Source organism: Leptospira kemamanensis, from assembly GCF_004769665.1.
In the GTDB taxonomy this organism is placed as follows: domain Bacteria; phylum Spirochaetota; class Leptospiria; order Leptospirales; family Leptospiraceae; genus Leptospira_A; species Leptospira_A kemamanensis.
Genome location: NZ_RQGG01000028.1, coordinates 81541 through 99837, shown reverse-complemented (window position 1 = coordinate 99837; position 18297 = coordinate 81541). Strand labels below are relative to the sequence as shown.

Annotated in this window: 17 protein-coding genes; 12 read left to right on the top strand and 5 right to left on the bottom strand. The window is 40.3% G+C overall.

Annotation, left to right across the window (positions count from 1 at the left end; all coding sequences use genetic code 11):
* Positions 1-15 precede the first annotated feature (15 nt).
* Both EHQ59_RS09020 and EHQ59_RS09015 read left to right on the top strand, forming a co-directional pair.
* Positions 16-1695, top strand: a complete 1680-nt coding sequence (locus EHQ59_RS09020; RefSeq protein ID WP_135619338.1) for a P83/100 family protein — start codon at positions 16-18, stop codon at positions 1693-1695.
* Between the two features lie 205 nt (positions 1696-1900).
* Positions 1901-3079, top strand: coding sequence for an MFS transporter (locus EHQ59_RS09015; RefSeq protein ID WP_135619337.1), 1179 nt, complete (start codon positions 1901-1903; stop codon positions 3077-3079).
* On the opposite strand, the gene EHQ59_RS09010 is transcribed toward EHQ59_RS09015, so the two are convergent.
* Positions 3076-4182 (bottom strand): tetratricopeptide repeat protein, encoded by a 1107-nt coding sequence (locus EHQ59_RS09010; protein WP_135619336.1) that lies wholly within the window; start codon positions 4180-4182, stop codon positions 3076-3078. The genes EHQ59_RS09015 and EHQ59_RS09010 overlap by 4 nt on opposite strands.
* Before the next feature lie 111 nt (positions 4183-4293).
* On the opposite strand from EHQ59_RS09010, the gene ilvB reads away from it, so the two are divergent.
* The 3 genes from ilvB to EHQ59_RS08995 are packed head-to-tail and all read left to right on the top strand — an operon-like array spanning position 4294 to position 8282.
* Complete coding sequence (ilvB, locus tag EHQ59_RS09005) at positions 4294-6000, top strand: biosynthetic-type acetolactate synthase large subunit (RefSeq protein ID WP_135619335.1); 1707 nt, start codon at positions 4294-4296, stop codon at positions 5998-6000.
* Positions 5997-6485 (top strand): acetolactate synthase small subunit, encoded by a 489-nt coding sequence (gene ilvN / locus EHQ59_RS09000; RefSeq protein WP_135619334.1) that lies wholly within the window; start codon positions 5997-5999, stop codon positions 6483-6485. The genes ilvB and ilvN overlap by 4 nt, the downstream gene beginning before the upstream one ends.
* Before the next feature lie 60 nt (positions 6486-6545).
* Entirely contained in the window at positions 6546-8282 is a 1737-nt protein-coding gene (locus tag EHQ59_RS08995; protein ID WP_135619333.1) for a peptidase MA family protein, read from the top strand.
* A 73-nt stretch (positions 8283-8355) separates the two neighbouring features.
* On the opposite strand, the gene trxB is transcribed toward EHQ59_RS08995, so the two are convergent.
* Both trxB and EHQ59_RS08985 read right to left on the bottom strand, forming a co-directional pair.
* Positions 8356-9297 (bottom strand): thioredoxin-disulfide reductase, encoded by a 942-nt coding sequence (gene trxB, locus EHQ59_RS08990; RefSeq protein ID WP_135619332.1) that lies wholly within the window; start codon positions 9295-9297, stop codon positions 8356-8358.
* Positions 9298-9357: 60 nt separating this feature from the next.
* The gene (locus tag EHQ59_RS08985) at positions 9358-9963 is read right to left on the bottom strand and encodes a tetratricopeptide repeat protein (RefSeq protein ID WP_244245455.1); all 606 of its coding nucleotides are present in this window, start codon (positions 9961-9963) and stop codon (positions 9358-9360) included.
* Between the two features lie 12 nt (positions 9964-9975).
* Here EHQ59_RS08985 and xerD point away from each other — a divergent pair, with 12 nt between their 5' ends.
* The 4 genes from xerD to hslU are packed head-to-tail and all read left to right on the top strand — an operon-like array spanning position 9976 to position 13315.
* Positions 9976-10884 (top strand): site-specific tyrosine recombinase XerD, encoded by a 909-nt coding sequence (gene xerD / locus EHQ59_RS08980; protein ID WP_135619331.1) that lies wholly within the window; start codon positions 9976-9978, stop codon positions 10882-10884.
* Complete coding sequence (locus tag EHQ59_RS08975) at positions 10884-11315, top strand: ATP-binding protein (protein WP_135619330.1); 432 nt, start codon at positions 10884-10886, stop codon at positions 11313-11315. Before xerD ends, EHQ59_RS08975 begins: the two co-directional genes overlap by 1 nt.
* Before the next feature lie 46 nt (positions 11316-11361).
* Positions 11362-11895 (top strand): ATP-dependent protease subunit HslV, encoded by a 534-nt coding sequence (hslV, locus tag EHQ59_RS08970; protein WP_100727469.1) that lies wholly within the window; start codon positions 11362-11364, stop codon positions 11893-11895.
* Position 11896: 1 nt separating this feature from the next.
* On the top strand, positions 11897-13315 hold the full coding sequence (hslU, locus tag EHQ59_RS08965) for an ATP-dependent protease ATPase subunit HslU (protein ID WP_135619329.1): 1419 nt from the start codon (positions 11897-11899) through the stop codon (positions 13313-13315).
* Here the strand turns inward: hslU and EHQ59_RS08960 are convergent.
* Positions 13305-15170 carry a chorismate-binding protein gene (locus EHQ59_RS08960; protein WP_135619328.1) on the bottom strand — a complete coding sequence of 622 codons (1866 nt, stop codon included), beginning with the start codon at positions 15168-15170 and terminating at the stop codon, positions 13305-13307. The two genes, hslU and EHQ59_RS08960, sit on opposite strands and share 11 nt — an antisense overlap.
* Positions 15167-16003, bottom strand: a complete 837-nt coding sequence (locus EHQ59_RS08955) for a hypothetical protein (protein WP_135619327.1) — start codon at positions 16001-16003, stop codon at positions 15167-15169. The genes EHQ59_RS08960 and EHQ59_RS08955 overlap by 4 nt, the downstream gene beginning before the upstream one ends.
* Positions 16004-16092: 89 nt before the next feature.
* Between EHQ59_RS08955 and EHQ59_RS08950 the strand changes: the two genes are divergently transcribed.
* The 3 genes from EHQ59_RS08950 to EHQ59_RS08940 are packed head-to-tail and all read left to right on the top strand — an operon-like array spanning position 16093 to position 18258.
* Positions 16093-16335, top strand: a complete 243-nt coding sequence (locus tag EHQ59_RS08950) for a biotin/lipoyl-containing protein (RefSeq protein WP_135619326.1) — start codon at positions 16093-16095, stop codon at positions 16333-16335.
* On the top strand, positions 16332-17195 hold the full coding sequence (locus tag EHQ59_RS08945) for a metallophosphoesterase family protein (RefSeq protein WP_135619325.1): 864 nt from the start codon (positions 16332-16334) through the stop codon (positions 17193-17195). Before EHQ59_RS08950 ends, EHQ59_RS08945 begins: the two co-directional genes overlap by 4 nt.
* A gap of 10 nt (positions 17196-17205) precedes the next feature.
* Complete coding sequence (locus tag EHQ59_RS08940; RefSeq protein WP_135619324.1) at positions 17206-18258, top strand: Mrp/NBP35 family ATP-binding protein; 1053 nt, start codon at positions 17206-17208, stop codon at positions 18256-18258.
* Positions 18259-18297 lie beyond the last annotated feature (39 nt).

The following is an 18297-nucleotide window of genomic DNA, read 5'->3' as shown; positions in this document are numbered from 1 at the left end:
TTTCGTGAGGAAACAATGAGAATCTCTCGTTCCATCATCATTTGTCTAATTGTTGTCGGTTTTTCCCTGACAGCCCAATCCAAAGCCCCACTCGGAGAATCCGAAATCAAGGGTTCCAAAAAAATTGAATTCATCAACCGTTCCTTACGTAAGGCTTCTGATGACATCATACAAGAAAACACAGAAACGGGTAAAAAACTCGCAGAAACGTTAGCGAAAGAAAACACAGCCGATTCTGATGGAGTGAAAATCCAACGCATCCTTCCTGGTGCCGATGGAAAACTCGGAGCAGACATTCTTTCTATTTCCGAAAACCAAAGTTTTGATCATGTCAATTCCATTGCGAGGATTCTTGCATCTTACATCGAAAAGTCTTTCCAATACAAAGCAGGAAATGCGGAAACACTCGCTCAGTACATTTTGTATTACAATGCCACTCACAGGAAGGATGCCAAATTCTTTGGAAAAAAATACACCGCTGGTGTCATGGAAGTAACATCTCCTGATAAACTAGGGATTGATACCGTTTATAAAAATTGGCCAGGCAAAACACAAATCATCATTCCGATTGAAGGAAACATCTTAAAAGACAGTGGGAAAGATGTCACCACTGATGAATTAGAAAAAGATGTAAATAAAACGGTGAAGGACAAAGAAAAAGATCCTGCCACCAAACAAAAGATGGAAGACGAAGCCAAAAAAATGGACAAGTTGCAAACCGATAAACTGAAAGATGAAAAGAAGGTATTGCAAGATAAAAAAGAAGAAGTGGCAAAAGAAGGAAAGAATCTCCAAGACAAAAAAGATTCTCTCAAAAAACAAGAAGCGGAAGCTGTGGCAAGCCTCAATGAACTGAAAAAAGATCCGGTAAAAAACAAAACGGAAATTGAGAAAAAAACAGAAGAAATCAAAAAGATTGAACAAGAAAAAAAAGACACTGAGCAAAAGACACAAGCAGTAGAAGCTAAAAAAGAAGAGTTAAGTAAAAAAGAAGAACAAATCGCTAAAAAAGAAGAAGCACGAACAGGAACTACCACTTCAGGTGATGGTGCTAAAAAAGAAGATGCGGTTCAAAAAGTAGAAGCCAAAGTCGAAGAATTAAAAAATGAACTCGCACAAACAAAAGAAGAACTGAAGAAAAAGGAAGAACAAAGTGATAATGTTGTGAACAACAAAATCCTTTTTATGAAGTTCATCAAGTATGATACAGATGGACATTATTCCAATGAACTTTGGGCCATTGATCCTGCCAAAGACGATGCGCTATTTAAAAGTTCTTACAATAATATTTGTTCTAAGGAATTTAAAGAAATCGCAAACCAAGGTGTGCTTGTCTTAGGTTACGACGGAGAAAAAGTCGAAACTCGTAAACACAAACTCGTATTACTTGACCCTGATAAATTGGGTGTAAAAAAAACAAGTGAGTCTGCCGATATTTTCTGGCGAACACCGATGATCAATCGCGATGATAAAATTTACGTGATTGAAAAGGTAAAAGATAAATACCATGTATCTCGTTTTAAATCGGATCTAACCTTCGAAAAACGAACAGAAGAACCGGTAGAAGAAAACTCAGAACTCACCTTCTTTGGTGATAAAATCTATGTAACGGGTAAACCAAAAGAAGGGGACAAAACCACCATCAAAGTGTTCAAAAAAGAAGACTTAAGTTTACTCAAAACCATTGCGCCGTAAGGGGTGTGGTTTCATCCCAAACCATCGCTCCGTAAGGGGGATGGTTTTCTTCCAACCACGACTGACCACGTAAGGTGGTCTTTTTCAAACCATCGTTCCCTGGGGACGGTGGTGGTGGAAACAAACCATTTTTATTTCTATTGAAGAAACGTGGTTTCTAAAAACCAAATTTGCATTTCCGTTCAACTTTGAGTATCCCTTCTATATGCAAACAATTTCCAAAACAGTTTTGGTTCTTTCTCTTGTCAGTTTGTTTACGGACATCGCCAGTGAGATGTTATACCCCATTTTACCCATTTATCTGAGGTCCATTGGGTATTCGATTCTCTACATCGGTTTTTTAGAAGGTGTTGCGGAAGTAGTTGCCGGATATAGCAAAGGGTATTTTGGAAATCTTTCAGATCTGAAAGGGAAACGTGTTCCTTTTGTGCAAATGGGGTATGCTTTAAGTGCCTTTTCGAAACCTTTACTGGCGATCAGCCAAATTCCAATTGTTGTTTTTTTTGCTCGCACCTTGGACCGATTGGGCAAAGGAGTCCGAACAGGAGCAAGGGATGCCATTTTAGCAAACGAAGCAACCGCTACTTCAAAAGCACAAGTGTTCGGTTTCCATCGATCTTTGGATACATTGGGTGCAGTTCTCGGACCAAGTGTTGCATTGATTTACTTATATTTGTATCCAAACCAATACATTGTTTTGTTTTACTTAGCTTTTTTGCCAGGGCTTGTATCGATTGGTCTAACTTTTTTATTGCGAGAAAAAGAATTTCAAATCATAAAAAATGAGAAAAAACCAAGTGTTCTTTCCTTTGTTTCGATTTGGAAAGATGCCAGTCTCGATTATCGTAAGTTAGTTGTTGGATTACTTGTGTTTGCTTTTTGGAATAGTTCCGATGTATTTTTGATTCTCAAAGCAAAAGAATTGGGGTTAAATGATCCTTCTGTCATCGGGATTTATATCTTTTACAATTTAGTGTATGCTATCTTTGCATATCCATTAGGAATCGTTGCAGACAAAATTGGGCTTAAAACTATGTTTCTATTGGGACTGACTTTGTTTGCGTTGGTATACATAATGATGGGTTGGATGGATGATACCAATTATCTATGGGTTGCCTTCTTTTTCTATGGAATTTACGCGAGTGCCACCGAAGGGATCTCCAAAGCTTGGATTAGTAATCTTGTTCATAAAAACCAAGTTGGATCTGCCATTGGATTTTACACCGCGTTACAAAGTGTAGCAACATTTTTTGCCAGTTTGGTGGCAGGTTGGATTTGGTTTCAGTTTGGAGCTCCTGTTACCTTTTTTGTCACAGGAGCTTTTGCCATTCTCGTATTAGTTTACTTTTTGGTTGTGCCGATTAGCGAAGCACCGAACACCTAATCCTTTAAGTATTCGATCCGTTCGCGAATGGCTTCATTGGAAGGATTTTTCTTTGCCAAATCTTCTAACAGTTTGATGGCTTGTGGTTTTTTTCCCATTATATCCCAAAGATCTGAAAGCTCAAGTGCAGGTCTTGGATCGTTTGGAGATTTGGAGAGTAGTCCCAAATAAATTTCTTCTGCTTTTTCTAAGTCACCAATGAGTCGTAATGCGGCCGCTTTTCCGAGAAGTGCGAAATAATCATCACCACTTGCCAGGATTTTATTAAAACATTCGAGGGCTTTGTCATAATTGCCAAGACCTCTGAGTGAGTCCGCATAACGGTTGATAATGAGTTTGTTGTCTGGATCTGATTCGAGGATTTTTTCCCAATATGTGATCGCAGTTTTAAAATCTTTTTTCCCACGGTAAGATTCAGCGAGACCATAAAGAGCAAAAAAGTTTTTGGGATCGAGATCTTTGGCTCGTTCGTAATAAAGAATCGCTTTGTCAAAATCTTTGATTTTGCGATAACTATTTCCAATTTCAGTTAGGATTTTGATATTGTTTGGTTGGCTACCGAGGAGTTTTTCCCACCAAAGAATCGCATCAGCATATCGTTGGCAGGCAAAATACAAATGCCCTAGACCCACGATGACATATTGGTCATTGGGGTTGATTTGCAGAGCTTCCATATAATATACTTCTGACTCTTTGAAGTTTTTTAATTTTCTATGAGCATCAGCTACTCGAGATAAGATACTTGCATCTGTGATTGTTATGTGGTGAAATTCTTCAGCTACTTCGATGATTCTTTTTAAGCTGTTGAGATCCCGATAGGCATTCATAAGTCCCATCAGGGAAAACTTATTTGTATTATCACCACTCAAACATTTGCGATAGTATTGGATGGCTTGTTCAGGTTGTTTTGTTTTAGCATAATAATCACCAAGTCCAACAAGCCCATATGTATTGGAAGGATCTTCGTCTAGTAATATGTCTAATCGTTCTTTTGCTTCTTTGAAGCGGCCTTGGTCGAGAAAACGATACGCTTCTTTTGCAAGAGCTTTTATTTTTGTGAACTTTTCATCTTCTAGAGTTTTTTCGATTTCGGCGTTTTCCATATTAGGGTCCAATTTTCAGCATTCCTTTTTAGACAGTAAAAATCGACTCAAAAACGTGAGAACATTGACAACAGGCTCTTTTTTGCAGAAATGACAATAGGGGGGAAACGAATGACATCTACAACCGAAGCGATTACTGGCGGCCGGCTTATGGTCGAATTATTGGAAGAAGCGGGTGTGGAAATTGTCTTTGGATACCCTGGTGGTGCCATTCTCCCTTTCTACGACGAACTCTATCATAGCAAAAAAATCAAACACATCCTGGTTCGCCATGAACAAGGTGCCATTCACATGGCAGAAGGGTATGCACGTTCCACAGGGAAGTTAGGTGTCTGTATTGCCACTTCTGGTCCAGGGGCAACCAACTTAATCACTGGTCTTACGGATGCTAAAATGGATTCGGTTCCCATCCTTGCGATCACAGGCCAGGTCGCCACTGATGCCATTGGAACTGATGCCTTCCAAGAAGCAGATATTTTTGGAATCACAATTCCCATCACCAAATACAATGCCCTCATCAAAAAGGCAGATGACCTGGCTCGTCATTTTGAAGAAGCCATCAAAATTGCAATGGGAGGAAGGCCGGGTCCGGTCCTACTCGATTTTCCCAAAGATGTACAATTGGGTAAAACAACTGTTCGGAAAGCATCTTCTTTAAAAATTGCTCCTCATCATTATGAAAGACCAAAGGTGAAAGGGGATCCACAAGAATTTGCGGATGCACTTAATCAAGCCAAACGCCCGTTACTCTATGTGGGTGGTGGTGCGATCAATTCCTTTGCCTCTGCTGAAATCAAAGCTCTTGCTGAAAAAGCAAATGCCCCTGTCACCACAACTCTCATGGGACTCGGTGCCTTTCCTGGAACCCACCCTTTGTCTGTGGGAATGCTTGGCATGCACGGAACTGCTTATGCCAACAAAGCAGTGTTAGAATGTGATTATATCCTCAATTTGGGAGCCCGCTTTGATGACCGTGTTGCCAAATACCAAGACTTTGCACCGAATGCGGTGCGTGCCCATGTGGACATCGATGCTGCTGAATTTAACAAACGCATCAATGTAGATCACATCTTACATGGGGATCTGAAAGATGCCATTCGTGAAATCCTTCCTTTTGTGAAGGGTGGGGACCGTGCGGAGTGGATCCAAAACATCCAAACACTCAAAAAAAATCACCCACTTGATTTTGATAATAGCGGTGATACAATCAAACCCCAAGATTTTTTAAACAAGGTGTATACAAAAACCAAAGGGGAAGCAATTGTTTCAACGGATGTAGGCCAACACCAAATGTGGGCGGCTCAGTATTATTTATTTGATAAACCAAATACTTGGCTTACCTCCGGTGGGCTTGGCACTATGGGATATGGACTTCCAGCAGCCATTGGTGCGAAGTTTGGAAACCCAGACAAAACTGTGATTTGTGTAACAGGAGACGGTTCTTTTCAAATGTGTATCCAAGAACTTGCCACAATCGCGCAATCGAAGTTAGGTGTAAAAATTTTACTTTTTAATAATAACTTTCTTGGAATGGTCCGCCAATGGCAGGAACTATTTTATGAAGAACGATTTAGTGAATCCCAATGGACTTACAATCCAAACTTTGTCAAACTTGCCGAGGCCTATGATATCCCTGCCATGAGGATTGAAAAAAAATCAGACATCGACAAAGGGGTAGAGTTTTTCTTAAAAGATAGTGGTTCGGCCCTCATTGAAGTGATGATCCCTGCAGAAGAAAAAGTATTCCCAATGATTCCTGCTGGGAAATCACAACAAGACCTCATCGAATTCAAAGACTTGGGGAAATTGAAAAAATGAAACATACACTGAGTATTTTAGTCAATAACCATCCAGGTGTGATGAGCCACGTGTCTGGACTTTTTACCAGACGTGGATATAACATCGATTCCATTGCCGTAGGTGTTACGGATAACCCTGAAGTGTCTTCGATGACAATTGTCCTGAATGGAGATGACTTTGTTGTGGGTCAGGTGAAAAACCAACTCCTGAAACTGCCTGATGTGTTAAGAGTACAAGATATGGCATATGCGAGTTCCGTACAAAGGGAACTCGTTTTAGTTTCGTTTTCCATAAGCGAAAGCAATCGGAGTGAAGCCCTCACCATTTGTAATGGGTTCGATGTGAAAATTTTAGAAATGACGGAAGATTCCCTTCTCATCGAATTTTCAGGAAATTCTCGTCAGGTGAGTAATATCATCGCTGTGTTAAAACCTTTTGGAATTCGTGAAATTTCCCGTACGGGACAAATTGCGATCGCCTATCGAAACCAAAACGCTGTTTAGAATCCTCTTGACAGCGTCCTAAAAACGGGCGAAACTTGGGGGCAAAAAAGTTTGGCTCCCATGAAACGTCTTATTCCACTATCCCTCTTATTTTTCATCGCTTCTTTTCTCTATTCTGATTCGGAACGAAAACCAGTTCCCTTGAAACGGGGGAGCACAGCGGAAGTTTTGTATTTTGATTTTGGAGAAACTGCTCCCACCAGTTTTTTCCAGTCCGAAAAACTCCAAGAACCCAAACTCGAAGATTTGAAATTGGGTTTTTTGGATGCAGCCCCTGGGTATTATTCGGGGCCTGATGGGGGAGAAGTTTACCAATGGGCCAAAAACCATTACCAATGGAAACGTGCCGATGGAAGTGTATTTACCGAATGGCCCACAGGAATTTTTAAATTAGATTTTCCTACAGGGATAGGATTTGTGTTTGCTCCTGCACCTGGTTCGTGTAATGGATGTTCACCGACACTCGTTTGGAATTATCCAGACAATACCAAAATCACAAAGTATTGGATTTCTCACAGAAAAGAATACGATACCATCTACCAAAAACCACTCGAGTTCCAAAATTATCTACTCGTGAATGAAACCCAATTGGGAAAACCAAAGTTGGAAGTAGGAAATCTAGTTTTTTATGGTTCTGATAAGTGGAACGAGTATTTACGCGTGTTTGGTGAGGAAGTCAAAACCAAATCACTCTTTTTATATTTAAAAAATGAATTTGGATTTGAAAATCGGGGAAAAATTCCAGTCCTACTTTTTGATGAATACGCAACTGCAAAAGACTATATCGGTTTTGATCTGCTTGGAGCACATTCGGAAGAGTTGGGTTTTGGTGGCAAAGATGCGATTGTCCTCTGTTGTGGCGACCAGATGCCAGAAAAAACGGGCAATGCAAACTTTGATGCCGATTCACTTCGTCGGGTAAATTTTAGTACGGTTCTCCAAAAGCTGACAAGAAACGCAGAACAAGTCTCGTGTTTAAAAACGATTGCAGAAACAGGCAAAGCACCTAACCAAGAAATTTTGGATCCATGGTTTGAGGAAGGACTCGCATCTTACATCGAATCCCGCTTCAGTGACAGGAAACGTGTTTGGTTGTATGCAGAAACTGAAAAATTAATCCGTGAAAATAAAGTTCCCAAAACTTACAAATCCTTGTTAGATGCTAAATACAAAGATAACATTCCTTATCTGATTGGTGTCATCTTAGTCAAACATATCCAGGATCGATATGGAAAAGAGGCGATCACTTCCTACCAAAAGGAAACTTGTTTAGGACTTGATTCAACCATTGCGATACAAAAAGTTACAGGTGTGAGTGCCGATACTTTACTGAAAGACAGTATCAAACAATTTGAGACTGATAAATTGGATGTTTTGAAGAATGCGAAACCACTTTCCCTTTTTGGATTTACCATCATGTCTCCTAAAAATCCAAAGGAATTTGAAAGCTTTTTGGAAAAGGGATTTTCGATCAAAGAATCTGCAAAAGAGATTCAGTCCTATGATGAAATTCCTTCTTTGATGAGTGTCTTTTTAGCCAATGTGGAAGACTTTTCAGGAAAACGAGAAGGGGAGTTTTTAGGACCAAAAGGATCTTATTTTTTCCTTTGGAAAAAAGGAAATTACCGTTGGTATGGAGATGGTTGGGAAGCCAATGTATTCCCTGGAAATCAAATCGTGTTTCGTGGATCCAATTACACGATTGTGGAATGGGAGAATGGGAAAAAACAATATGTAGCTCCGAATGGAACTTCGGTTGTATTTTCCAATAGAGAGTCTGTGTTGTATTCGGACTAAATCAAAAAAAACCGATTTGGCGTTTGATACCAAATCGGTTTCTCTTCCCTTTGAAAAATGGTAACGAGTTGGTCTAATGACCTTCTAACCAGCGTTCAGCTTCAAGTGCGGCCATACAACCACTACCGGCCGCTGTGATCGCTTGCCTATACACTTTGTCCTGAACATCACCTGCGGCAAACACACCTTCTACATTGGTTTGTGTGGTTCCTGGTTTTGTGATGATATAACCTGTTTCATCTAAATTCAATTGGCCCTTGAAAATTTCCGTATTAGGAACGTGGCCGATTGCATAAAAAAGACCACCCACTTCTAAATCTTTTTGGGATTTGTCTTTTGTGTTTTCGAGGACGATGGAAGTAAGTCCACCAGCGCCACCTTTTGCTTCCACAACGGTTTGGTTCCAAAGAATTTCAATTTTTGGGTGTTCCATTGCGCGTTTTTGCATGATTTGAGAAGCGCGGAGTTGGTCCCGTCGTACCACAAGATACACTTTGGAGGCAAATTTAGTGAGGTGATTTGCTTCTTCGACTGCGGAGTCTCCTCCACCAACCACGGCAAGAGCTTTGTTTCGGTAAATGGGAAGGGCTCCGTCACAAACCGCACAAGCAGAAATCCCTCGTTGCCAAAATACATCTTCCCCTTTCACAAACATACGTTTGGCGGTTGCACCTGTTGCTATGATAATGGATTCTGCTTTGATTTCTTCGTCATCAGACCAAATGGTAAAAGGGCGTTTTGATAAATCCACTTTTGTGATGGTTTGGGTGTGGATGGTGGTTCCGTATTTTGCCGATTGTTCTCGGAAAAGTTGGGTGAGTTTGGTTCCATCGATTCCTTCTGGAAAACCAGGGAAATTTTCCACTTCCGTTGTGGTTGTGAGTTGTCCGCCTGCGGCAACACCACCTGCCATAAATCCTTCATACATCACTGGGTTTAAATTAGCTCTCGCTGCGTAAATGGCTGCTGTGTGTCCAGCAGGTCCTGATCCAATGATGACAACTTTGTGGTTCATAATCTCTCCTAATCTATATCTAGTTCGTTATTCTTTAGACTCGGTCTAAACGGTAATTGCCTATTTTGTTTCACAAGCCCGCACCCACGGTGCGTAGTACGGGTCCGAAGAAAGTGGGCTTTTTTCTAAGGTGAGGAGGTAGTCCTTTTGTTTTACCCCTCTCGTAAGACAGAGATAGGTGGCTTCAAAAAATTCCAAGGTTTCTTTTTTCCCTTGGAAACGAATTTCCTCTAAAATTTCCAATGCTTCTTTTTCATACCCTGTGGTAAGATAGAGGCGGAAGAGTTCTCTTTGTACTTCCGTGTCGTCTTTTTTGATTCTGTGGTATTTTTCCAAATAAAAGATGGCCGTGGCAATGGATTCTACACTGTCAGCAAGGAGAAGTCCCATCCGTTTGAGGACGGGATCATATTCAGGGTTCTCTCGGAGCGAAAGTTCGTAATAATAAAGGGCTTTTGTTTTTTCTCCAACGAGTTCCCATTTTTTCCCTTCTTCAAAAAGAGTTCGTTCTTTTCGCCCGCAATTAACGACTAACAGGAAAGAAAGGATGAGTAAAAAAAAGGGAGTGATTCGGTAAGTCACATCTCCTTTTTTCCTGACATAGCCATTTGTGGCAAAAAAATAATAAGTCTCTTTAAGCTTTTTGTCCGACTCTTTAAGTAACATAAGAGAGTAAAGATGGGTTCCAAATTGCCAGTTTCTCAAAATCAGCTTTTACAAACATTCCAAGAGTACCTTTCCGTAGAAAAAGGACTGAGCGATAATTCGATTTATTCCTACGGATACGATCTCAACAAGTTCGCCATCTTTTTGGAAAAAGAACATATCAACTTCTTAGAAGTAAAAGCAAACGACATCATGCGTTTTCTCGAAGAAGAAAGGGAACGTAAAATCTCTGCAAAAACCCTTGCAAGAGAAGTTGTGGCAATCCGTCAGTTTTACAAATACCTAAGAGATGAAAAACGTCTCGATTCCAATCCAACGGAAAAAATTGAAACACCGGAAGTAGCAAGGACCATCCCTGACTACCTCACTCAAACAGAAATCGAAGAATTATTTCGCAACATCAAAGAAGACAATTTGTACGAACTTCGTGACAAATGTATCTTTGAACTTCTGTATTCATCTGGCCTTCGGATTTCAGAAGCATGTAATTTAAAAATGACTGATATTGATATGGAAAATATGACAATCACAGTGGAAGGAAAAGGGGGAAGACAACGCCTCGTTCCTTTTGGTGAAAAGTCATTGGAAATCCTGAAACGTTACCTTTCAGAAAGCCGTACAGAAATTTTGAAAAAAAGAACTTGTGACTTTGTGTTTGTTTCGAAAAAAGGTTCGTATATCAATCGTAAGTCGGTATGGAGACTTCTCAACCACTACATCAAACGTACAAAAATCAAGAAAAAAGTCACTCCGCACACTTTGCGTCACTCGTTTGCAACACATCTTCTCGAAAACCACGCGGACCTCAAATCTGTGCAAGAGTTACTTGGTCATATCGATATTTCTACCACACAGATTTATACACATATGGCAAATAAAACTCTGAAGGAAGTTCATAAGAAATTCCATCCGAGAGGATAATGTCGAACCCCACGAAACATGCGGACTACGGAAAAGTAGTCCGTATCCAAATTCCTTCCAACCCCCGTTTTGTTTCCCACACACGTAATTATTTTTTTCATCTATGTTTAGAACATGGATTTTCTCTTTTTGATTCCATGGATTTAAAATTGGTGATCGGGGAAGCCATCACCAATATCATTCGTCACGCATATTCCGGTCGCACAGACAAACCCATCTTTATCGAAATCCAATTTGATAAAGACCGAGTGGAAATCAAACTCCGCGATTATGGAAAAAAAGTAGAACCCAAAGATTTACGGAGTTTTGACGTAAGTGATTACAGAGAACACGGCATTGGACTTTTTATGATTCGCGAACTCACCGATTATTATTTTTTAGACCAATCCTTTGAGATTGGAAACCAGATGGTTCTCATCAAAAGAAAGTAACCTCCATTTTTCTCGACAACGGTTTCCCATTTGGAATTTTATCCGTATGGAAACAATTCACGCAACCACCATCCTCTCTGTTCGTAAAAATGGAAAAATTGCAGTCGGAGGAGATGGCCAAGTTTCGATGGGAAATACCGTTATGAAACATACAGCAAAAAAAGTACGTCGCCTTTACAATGGTAAGGTGATTGCTGGCTTTGCGGGAAGTGCTGCTGATGCCTTCACACTCTTTGAACTCTTTGAAAAAAAATTAATTGAACATGGTGGTTCTGTTTCTCGTGCCGCGGTAGAACTGGCACGGGAATGGCGGATGGACCGCATGTTACGTAGGCTTGAAGCACTCCTCATTGTCTGTGATGCGAACGAATCTTTTCTCATTTCAGGAACAGGGGATGTGATCTCCCCAGATGATGGAGTACTTGCTATTGGATCTGGCGGTAATTTTGCGCTCAGTGCTGCCAGAGCCCTTGTAGAAAACACAGACTTAGACCCAAAAGAAATCATCACAAGAGCGATGAAGATCACCGCTGACATTTGTATTTATACGAACCACAATTTAGTGATCGAGGAATTATAATATGACACTCAAAACCATTTTAGCAGAAGTGGCAAACGATCCAAACAAAACTGAGGATCTCACACCGCGCCAAATTGTAGAACGTTTGGATGAACACATCATCGGACAAATAAAAGCAAAACGTGCTGTCGCAGTAGCCCTTCGCAATCGTTCCAGACGACGTAAACTGGAAGAATCCTTACGGGAAGAAATTTACCCAAAAAACATCATTATGATTGGGCCAACGGGTGTTGGAAAAACAGAAATTGCACGTCGTCTGTCGAAGTTATGTGGTGCTCCTTTTTTGAAAGTAGAAGCCACCAAATACACAGAAGTTGGGTATGTAGGTCGGGATGTGGAATCCATGGTGCGTGATTTGGCCATGGGTGCGTTAAATCTTGTGAAAGCGGAATTTAGAGACAGTGTAAAAGACAAAGCCGCCGAAAAAGCAGAAGAAATCATTTTAGATGCCATCCTTCCACCAATCTTTCATAAAAAAGAATCGGAGTTAAATCCGGAAGAAAAAGAACGTTTTGAAAGTTATAAGGAATCCAGAGAAAAATTTCGAGAGAAACTACGAAAAGGAATTCTAAACGAACAAGAAATCGAAATTGATATTCCAAAACAATCTCCTCAATCAGGGATGCCCATGTTGCAAGTGTTTGGTGCTGGGAATATGGAAGAGATGGACAACCAAATCCAAAACCTACTTGGGGATTTGATGCCAAAAAAATCAGGCAAACGAAAGGTAAAAGTTTCGGATGCACAGAAAATTTTACTTGAATCGGAAGCAGAGAAACTCATTGATTCGGATAAAATCCAATCCGAAGCAGTGCGCCGAGTGGAAGAGATGGGGATTATCTTTCTGGATGAAATTGATAAAATTGCAGGAAGAGAAGGGCGCCAAGGTGCCGACGTTTCGAGAGAAGGGGTACAACGTGACTTACTTCCGATTGTCGAAGGATCGACGGTAAATACAAAACTTGGTCCTATCAAAACAGATCATATTTTGTTTATCGCCGCTGGTGCCTTTCATATGACAAAACCTTCGGACTTAATTCCTGAGTTACAAGGGAGATTCCCGATTCGTGTAGAATTGGAAACACTAACAGAAGGTGATTTTATTAAAATTCTCACAACGCCTAAGTCTTCGCTCACCAAACAATACGAAGCCCTTCTTGCCACAGAAGGTGTGAAGATTGAATACACGGAAGATGGAATTGCTGAAATTGCGAAACTTGCCTTTCAAATGAATGAAAAAAACGAAAACATTGGAGCAAGAAGGCTCAATACCATCATGGAAAAATTATTGGAAGACACAAGTTTTGAAGCTCCCGATTTACCAGAGGACAAAAAACATGTGGTCATCAATGAAGAATATGTTTCCAACAAACTCAAAGGAATCATTGAGGACAAAGACCTCAGTCGATTTATTTTGTAACAAGTGTTACCCGTTCGAATCCTCGAACGGAATTCCCTACAAGGATGGCCTCTGCTTTTAGTAAGTCATCTTTGGTTGTGGGTTTTACCTGCACCCAATTTTTTTGGAGAAGCCATTCTCGAAAGACTCCAGGAAGGCCACCTGTGTCTAAGGACGGTGTGTACCACTTTCCCTTTTCTTTGAAAAAGAGATTGCGGATTGTCGTTTCTAAGATATTCCCTTCTTTGTCCGATAAGAGGCAATCATCAAACCCTAATTCCTTACAAATGGCAGTAAACTTGTTGTATACACTTCTGTTCGTTGTTTTGTGATATAAAAAAAGATCATCCGAATCAATGGGTTCTTTAGCAAAACCCAAACGTATGGTGGGTCGTACCGTTCGTTTTGCGAGAGCAATTGTTTCGTAATGGAATTCTCCCGTTTCCTTAAGCAACAATCGAACCCTGGCTTTTCCTTCCGTTTTGGTTTCGATTTCTTGTAAGGTTTCTTCTAGTTTCGTTTCTGAAAAAGAAAATCCAAATCGGTTTGCAGTGGATTCCATACGCTCCCTATGAAATTTTTTTAAAAATACTCTTCCTCGCGCGACTTTTAAGGTTTCTAAAATTTCAAATTGAGGGGGAAAGGGGTTTGTCAAAACCTTTAGTTTGGAAAGACATTCGTTATATTCCTCTTGGGGTTTGGATAAAATGGTGACTCCACTTCCAATTCCATAAATGGCAACCTGTTTTGTGTCTTGCGATTGGATTTCTAACGTACGAATCGTAACACTGGCACGGATTTTCGGTATTTGATTTGTTTCTTCCGAAGTGAAAAAAGCACCTGTATACACTCCTCGTTCCTTCCCTTCCAAAGAACTCAAAAGTTCGTAAGATCTACGTTTAGGAGCACCGATCACCGAACCCGAAGGAAAAAGTGCAGAAAGGACTGAGTTCCACGAAAAGGTTTGTTTTAAGGTAGCCTTCACTTTCGACACCATTTGCCATACGGTATTTAGACCTCGAATGGTAAAAAGTTCTTCCACGGCAACTGTTCCCTGTTTTGCGATCCTTCCCAAATCATTTCGATAAAGGTCAGTGATCATTACGTTTTCTGCTTTTTCTTTTTCCGAAGTTTGTAAGTACAAAAAGTTTTTTTGGTCTTCTTGTTTTGTTTTTCCTCGTAAGATGGTTCCCTTCATGGGTTCTGTGGTAATTTCATCCCCATTCACTTCAAAAAATAGTTCGGGGGAAAGGGATATTACTGTTTTGGAATTTTCTTCCATAGGATAATAAACAGAGTATTTCGTTTTTTGTTTCGTTTTTAAGTTTTGGTAGAAAGAAAAGAGATCTCCACCAAATTGTAGTTCTACGGGAAAACATAAATTCATTTCATAACTTTCCCCTAGAGTCAAAAATTCCTTAATTTGTTCCCATTTCTCTATGTAGGTGCCCTCCGACCACTTTGGTTCTAGGTGAGTCAGGTGGTTTGTTTGCAACAGGGTTGGATCTGGGTTTCTGTATTTTACCCTTCTTTTTTTTTGGAAGATTGTGATATGAAGTAGGGGGCAATTTTCTTTTAAGGTGGCATTGAATAAATCCAATCCTTCTATAAAATGAAAACCTAACTCATAATAGAGGATGCCACATGGATAAAAACCTTTTTTTCGTTCCTCATCCAGTTTGTCAAAGATGGTTTGGATTTGGTTTTTTAAAGATTGGTTTTTATGGTATCTAAGTTCGATCACTTCTTTCGGATCAAAATAATGATCCGAAAGAGTAAATCCAGGTTCAGAAAGTGTATCTTCGAAAAGAAGTCCCTTTAAGGTTCGGTAGTTCTCTTCAAAGGATGCAAAAGGAATCGATTCGATAAGAATCAAAACTCCATTTTCTGAAGGGCATCGAGAGGATAGTTCAAATAAACAGTGGTGGTTTTTTTACTCGTTTGGATATCAAAACACTCTAAAGGATCAAGACCCAAATTATAAAATCCTTCATCAATCATCGCAATGCCAAAACCAGCACTTTCTTTTTCATCCAAAAAGTCAGGGCGAAAAAACTCAGCACTGTTTCCTTGTTTCGCAAGTTCCGCATGGCGTTCTCTACTTTTTCGAATTCGATTTAAATCCATTCCCATAATCGGAGAATCGTTCCGAATCCGAATGTAAACAGATGTAGGACGAATTTCAATTTTCATCGAAATTTTTAGATCATACTTTTTTACTTTTTCTCTAACAATTGTTAGGAAGTCTCTTTCGTCTTCAGACAGATTGTGTTTTTTGGTTCTCTTTTTGTCTGAGAGAGTGAGGATCTTTTGTACCACTTTTTTGATTTTATCGGGTACAATGTAACGTTGCATTGCATCCCTGAGTGGTTCTGTTTCTAAAATGATATCCAGTAACTCTTCTGCCTCTTCTTCTGGTGTTTGGCCTTGGGCTTTCAGTTTGGTTAAGAGTTCATCTTGGAAAATGACAAATCTTGTATTGGCTTTTACCGCATTGAGAAGGGCTTCCATGAGTCCGCTAAAGAGGTGAAAGGAAGTGAGAGGGTTTGCACCCACACGGTTTAGAATTCCTTGTACGACTTCATTGACGATGTCACGGGTTGATTTTGTTAGGCCTTTTAATTCAAAATGGAAATAATCCTTTTCGATAAGTTGGTCTAAGTTTTGAAGGATTTCTGAGCCTTTGTATTTGATTTTCTCGTTTGCCATTGAGGTTCGCTAAACTTTTATGTTAAAAAAACGGGAAAACAAGGTTTTGTAAACCAGTTTTCCGACCGAGGAAGCAGGTTTGTTTGTATATGAAAGAATTCCTTCTGAAAACTCCTGATTTGGGTGATACCGAAAAAATTGAACTCGTCCGTTGGTTATGCAAAGAAGGCCAAACTGTGAAAGAAGGGGACGAAGTGATCGAACTAGTCACGGATAAAGCAGCATTTCCTGTCGAATCCCCTTATTCTGGCACTTTAAAAAAAATCATCATGGAACAAGGATCGGTAGTGAAAAAAGGAGATATCCTCGGAATCATGGATATTAACGAATGAAAATCCTTCATATCTCCGATTTACATTTCCCGAAAAAACTCTCTTTGTTTTCACTTCGTGGAAAAGCCATTGTCGGATACCTCAATTACCATGTGAGGAGAAGGTCAAAACACCCAGTGGTTCTCATTGCCGCCATGGTGGACACAATCAAGAGTTTAGAATATGATGCACTTGTCATTTCTGGTGACCTAACAAACGTTTCACATCCAAGTGAATTCCAAAACGCAAAAGACATTTTAAAACCGATCCTTACGGACAAAACGTTCTTAATTCCAGGAAACCATGACCGTTACCAAAAAAGAGCCATGGATCCAAATCCATTATTTGAAAAGGCTTTTGCAGAATGGATGGGAGAGTCTGTAAGTTCCCATCATTACTTACGCACGAAACGGATTGCAGGAAAACTTTTTGTTGGTTGGGATTCCAATTTAGCCATTCCCAGGATCACAGCAAATGGATATGTGGCAAAAGAAGTGGTTGATACAACAGTGAACTTGGCAAAAGAACCCTATGTACTCGTAGGCCACCATCCACTTTGGAATCCCAATTCAGAAATTGAATCCTCTTCCCATCGTATGTCAAACCGTAAGGAAGTGGTGGAAGGTTTACAAACCAATCCTCCTGAGTTGTACTTACATGGACATACTCATACCAATTGGGTGAAACTTCCAGGAAAAGAAACTCCCTTCACTATTGTGAACTCAGCATCGAGTACACGGCTTTCCGATTCCAAACATGAGTGTGGATTCCACTTGATTGAACTGGGAAAACAAACTCACTACCGTCGTTTCATTTATTCAGAAAACAAATTTACAGAGACAAATCCCATTCTTTACGAAGAAACAGAGGGAGTCGTCTAAAGGACATACCATGGCGAATTCTAAAATTGATTTAACAACCATCCAACGGCAACTCATGCAAGTGAAACACCCGGAACTGAAAAAAGACATCGTGAGTCTTGGAATGGTGGCAGGTGTCACTCCAACGGATGATGGAATCGAAATCCTCATCAAAACTCCGAATGCAGACCGCCGTTTGCAAATTGGTCTCGAAGCACAAACAAGACAGTTGATTTCAAAAATTGAAGGTGCTGGAAAAGTTAAAATTAAGTTTGAAGTCGACCAAAACCTAAAGATGGAAGACGGAAACAGAATCTTCGGAGTCAAAAAAGTCATCGCTGTAGGTTCTGGAAAAGGGGGAGTGGGAAAATCCACTGTCACTGCAAACTTGGCAAGTACACTTTCACGTAACGGGAAGAAGGTGGGAATCATGGATGCTGATATCTATGGTCCATCTCTTGGAAAGATGTTTGGAATCAATGGCCGAGTGGCATTAAAATCCGAAGAAGATAAAATTTATCCCATTGAAAAACACGGAATCAAACTCATTTCCTTTTCCTTTCTTGTCACAGAAGACCAACCAGTCGTTTGGCGTGGACCTATGCTTGGAAAGGCCATTGAACAGTTCTTATACGATGTCGTATGGGGAGAATTAGATTACCTCTTCATTGATTTACCTCCAGGCACAGGAGATGTGCAGTTGTCCCTTGCCCAACTCATTGACCTAGACGGAGCAGTGATTGTCACCACTCCACAAGAAGTGGCAGTGTTAGACGCAGGTCGGGCAGCAGCCATGTTCAAACAGGTAAAAGTACCAATCCTTGGGATCGTGGAAAACATGTCTGGGTTTGCTTGTCCCAAATGTGGCCATGTGACGGATGTATTTTCCAAAGGGGGAGGGGAGAAACTTTCCAAACAAGTGGGGGTTCCCGAACTGGGTGCAGTTCCTCTGACACTGGATGTGATGAGTTCTGGTGAATCAGGAAAACCGGCTCTACTTGACGCAAAAGACTCTCCTTTGCAAAAGGCGTATTTCCAAATTGCAAAGAATTTAGAGGAACAAATTGCGAATTGGGAAGATTAAAAATCACTTGTTTCTTCCTATGCTTTTCTTAGTCTAAAG

Coding starts and splice junctions, on each gene's coding strand:
- EHQ59_RS09020 (WP_135619338.1), top strand. CDS start 16: ATGAGAATCTCTCGTTCCATCATCATTTGTCTAATTGTTGTCGGTTTT.
- EHQ59_RS09015 (WP_135619337.1), top strand. CDS start 1,901: ATGCAAACAATTTCCAAAACAGTTTTGGTTCTTTCTCTTGTCAGTTTG.
- EHQ59_RS09010 (WP_135619336.1), bottom strand. CDS start 4,182: ATGGAAAACGCCGAAATCGAAAAAACTCTAGAAGATGAAAAGTTCACA.
- ilvB (WP_135619335.1), top strand. CDS start 4,294: ATGACATCTACAACCGAAGCGATTACTGGCGGCCGGCTTATGGTCGAA.
- ilvN (WP_135619334.1), top strand. CDS start 5,997: ATGAAACATACACTGAGTATTTTAGTCAATAACCATCCAGGTGTGATG.
- EHQ59_RS08995 (WP_135619333.1), top strand. CDS start 6,546: ATGAAACGTCTTATTCCACTATCCCTCTTATTTTTCATCGCTTCTTTT.
- trxB (WP_135619332.1), bottom strand. CDS start 9,297: ATGAACCACAAAGTTGTCATCATTGGATCAGGACCTGCTGGACACACA.
- EHQ59_RS08985 (WP_244245455.1), bottom strand. CDS start 9,963: ATGTTACTTAAAGAGTCGGACAAAAAGCTTAAAGAGACTTATTATTTT.
- xerD (WP_135619331.1), top strand. CDS start 9,976: ATGGGTTCCAAATTGCCAGTTTCTCAAAATCAGCTTTTACAAACATTC.
- EHQ59_RS08975 (WP_135619330.1), top strand. CDS start 10,884: ATGTCGAACCCCACGAAACATGCGGACTACGGAAAAGTAGTCCGTATC.
- hslV (WP_100727469.1), top strand. CDS start 11,362: ATGGAAACAATTCACGCAACCACCATCCTCTCTGTTCGTAAAAATGGA.
- hslU (WP_135619329.1), top strand. CDS start 11,897: ATGACACTCAAAACCATTTTAGCAGAAGTGGCAAACGATCCAAACAAA.
- EHQ59_RS08955 (WP_135619327.1), bottom strand. CDS start 16,003: ATGGCAAACGAGAAAATCAAATACAAAGGCTCAGAAATCCTTCAAAAC.
- EHQ59_RS08950 (WP_135619326.1), top strand. CDS start 16,093: ATGAAAGAATTCCTTCTGAAAACTCCTGATTTGGGTGATACCGAAAAA.
- EHQ59_RS08945 (WP_135619325.1), top strand. CDS start 16,332: ATGAAAATCCTTCATATCTCCGATTTACATTTCCCGAAAAAACTCTCT.
- EHQ59_RS08940 (WP_135619324.1), top strand. CDS start 17,206: ATGGCGAATTCTAAAATTGATTTAACAACCATCCAACGGCAACTCATG.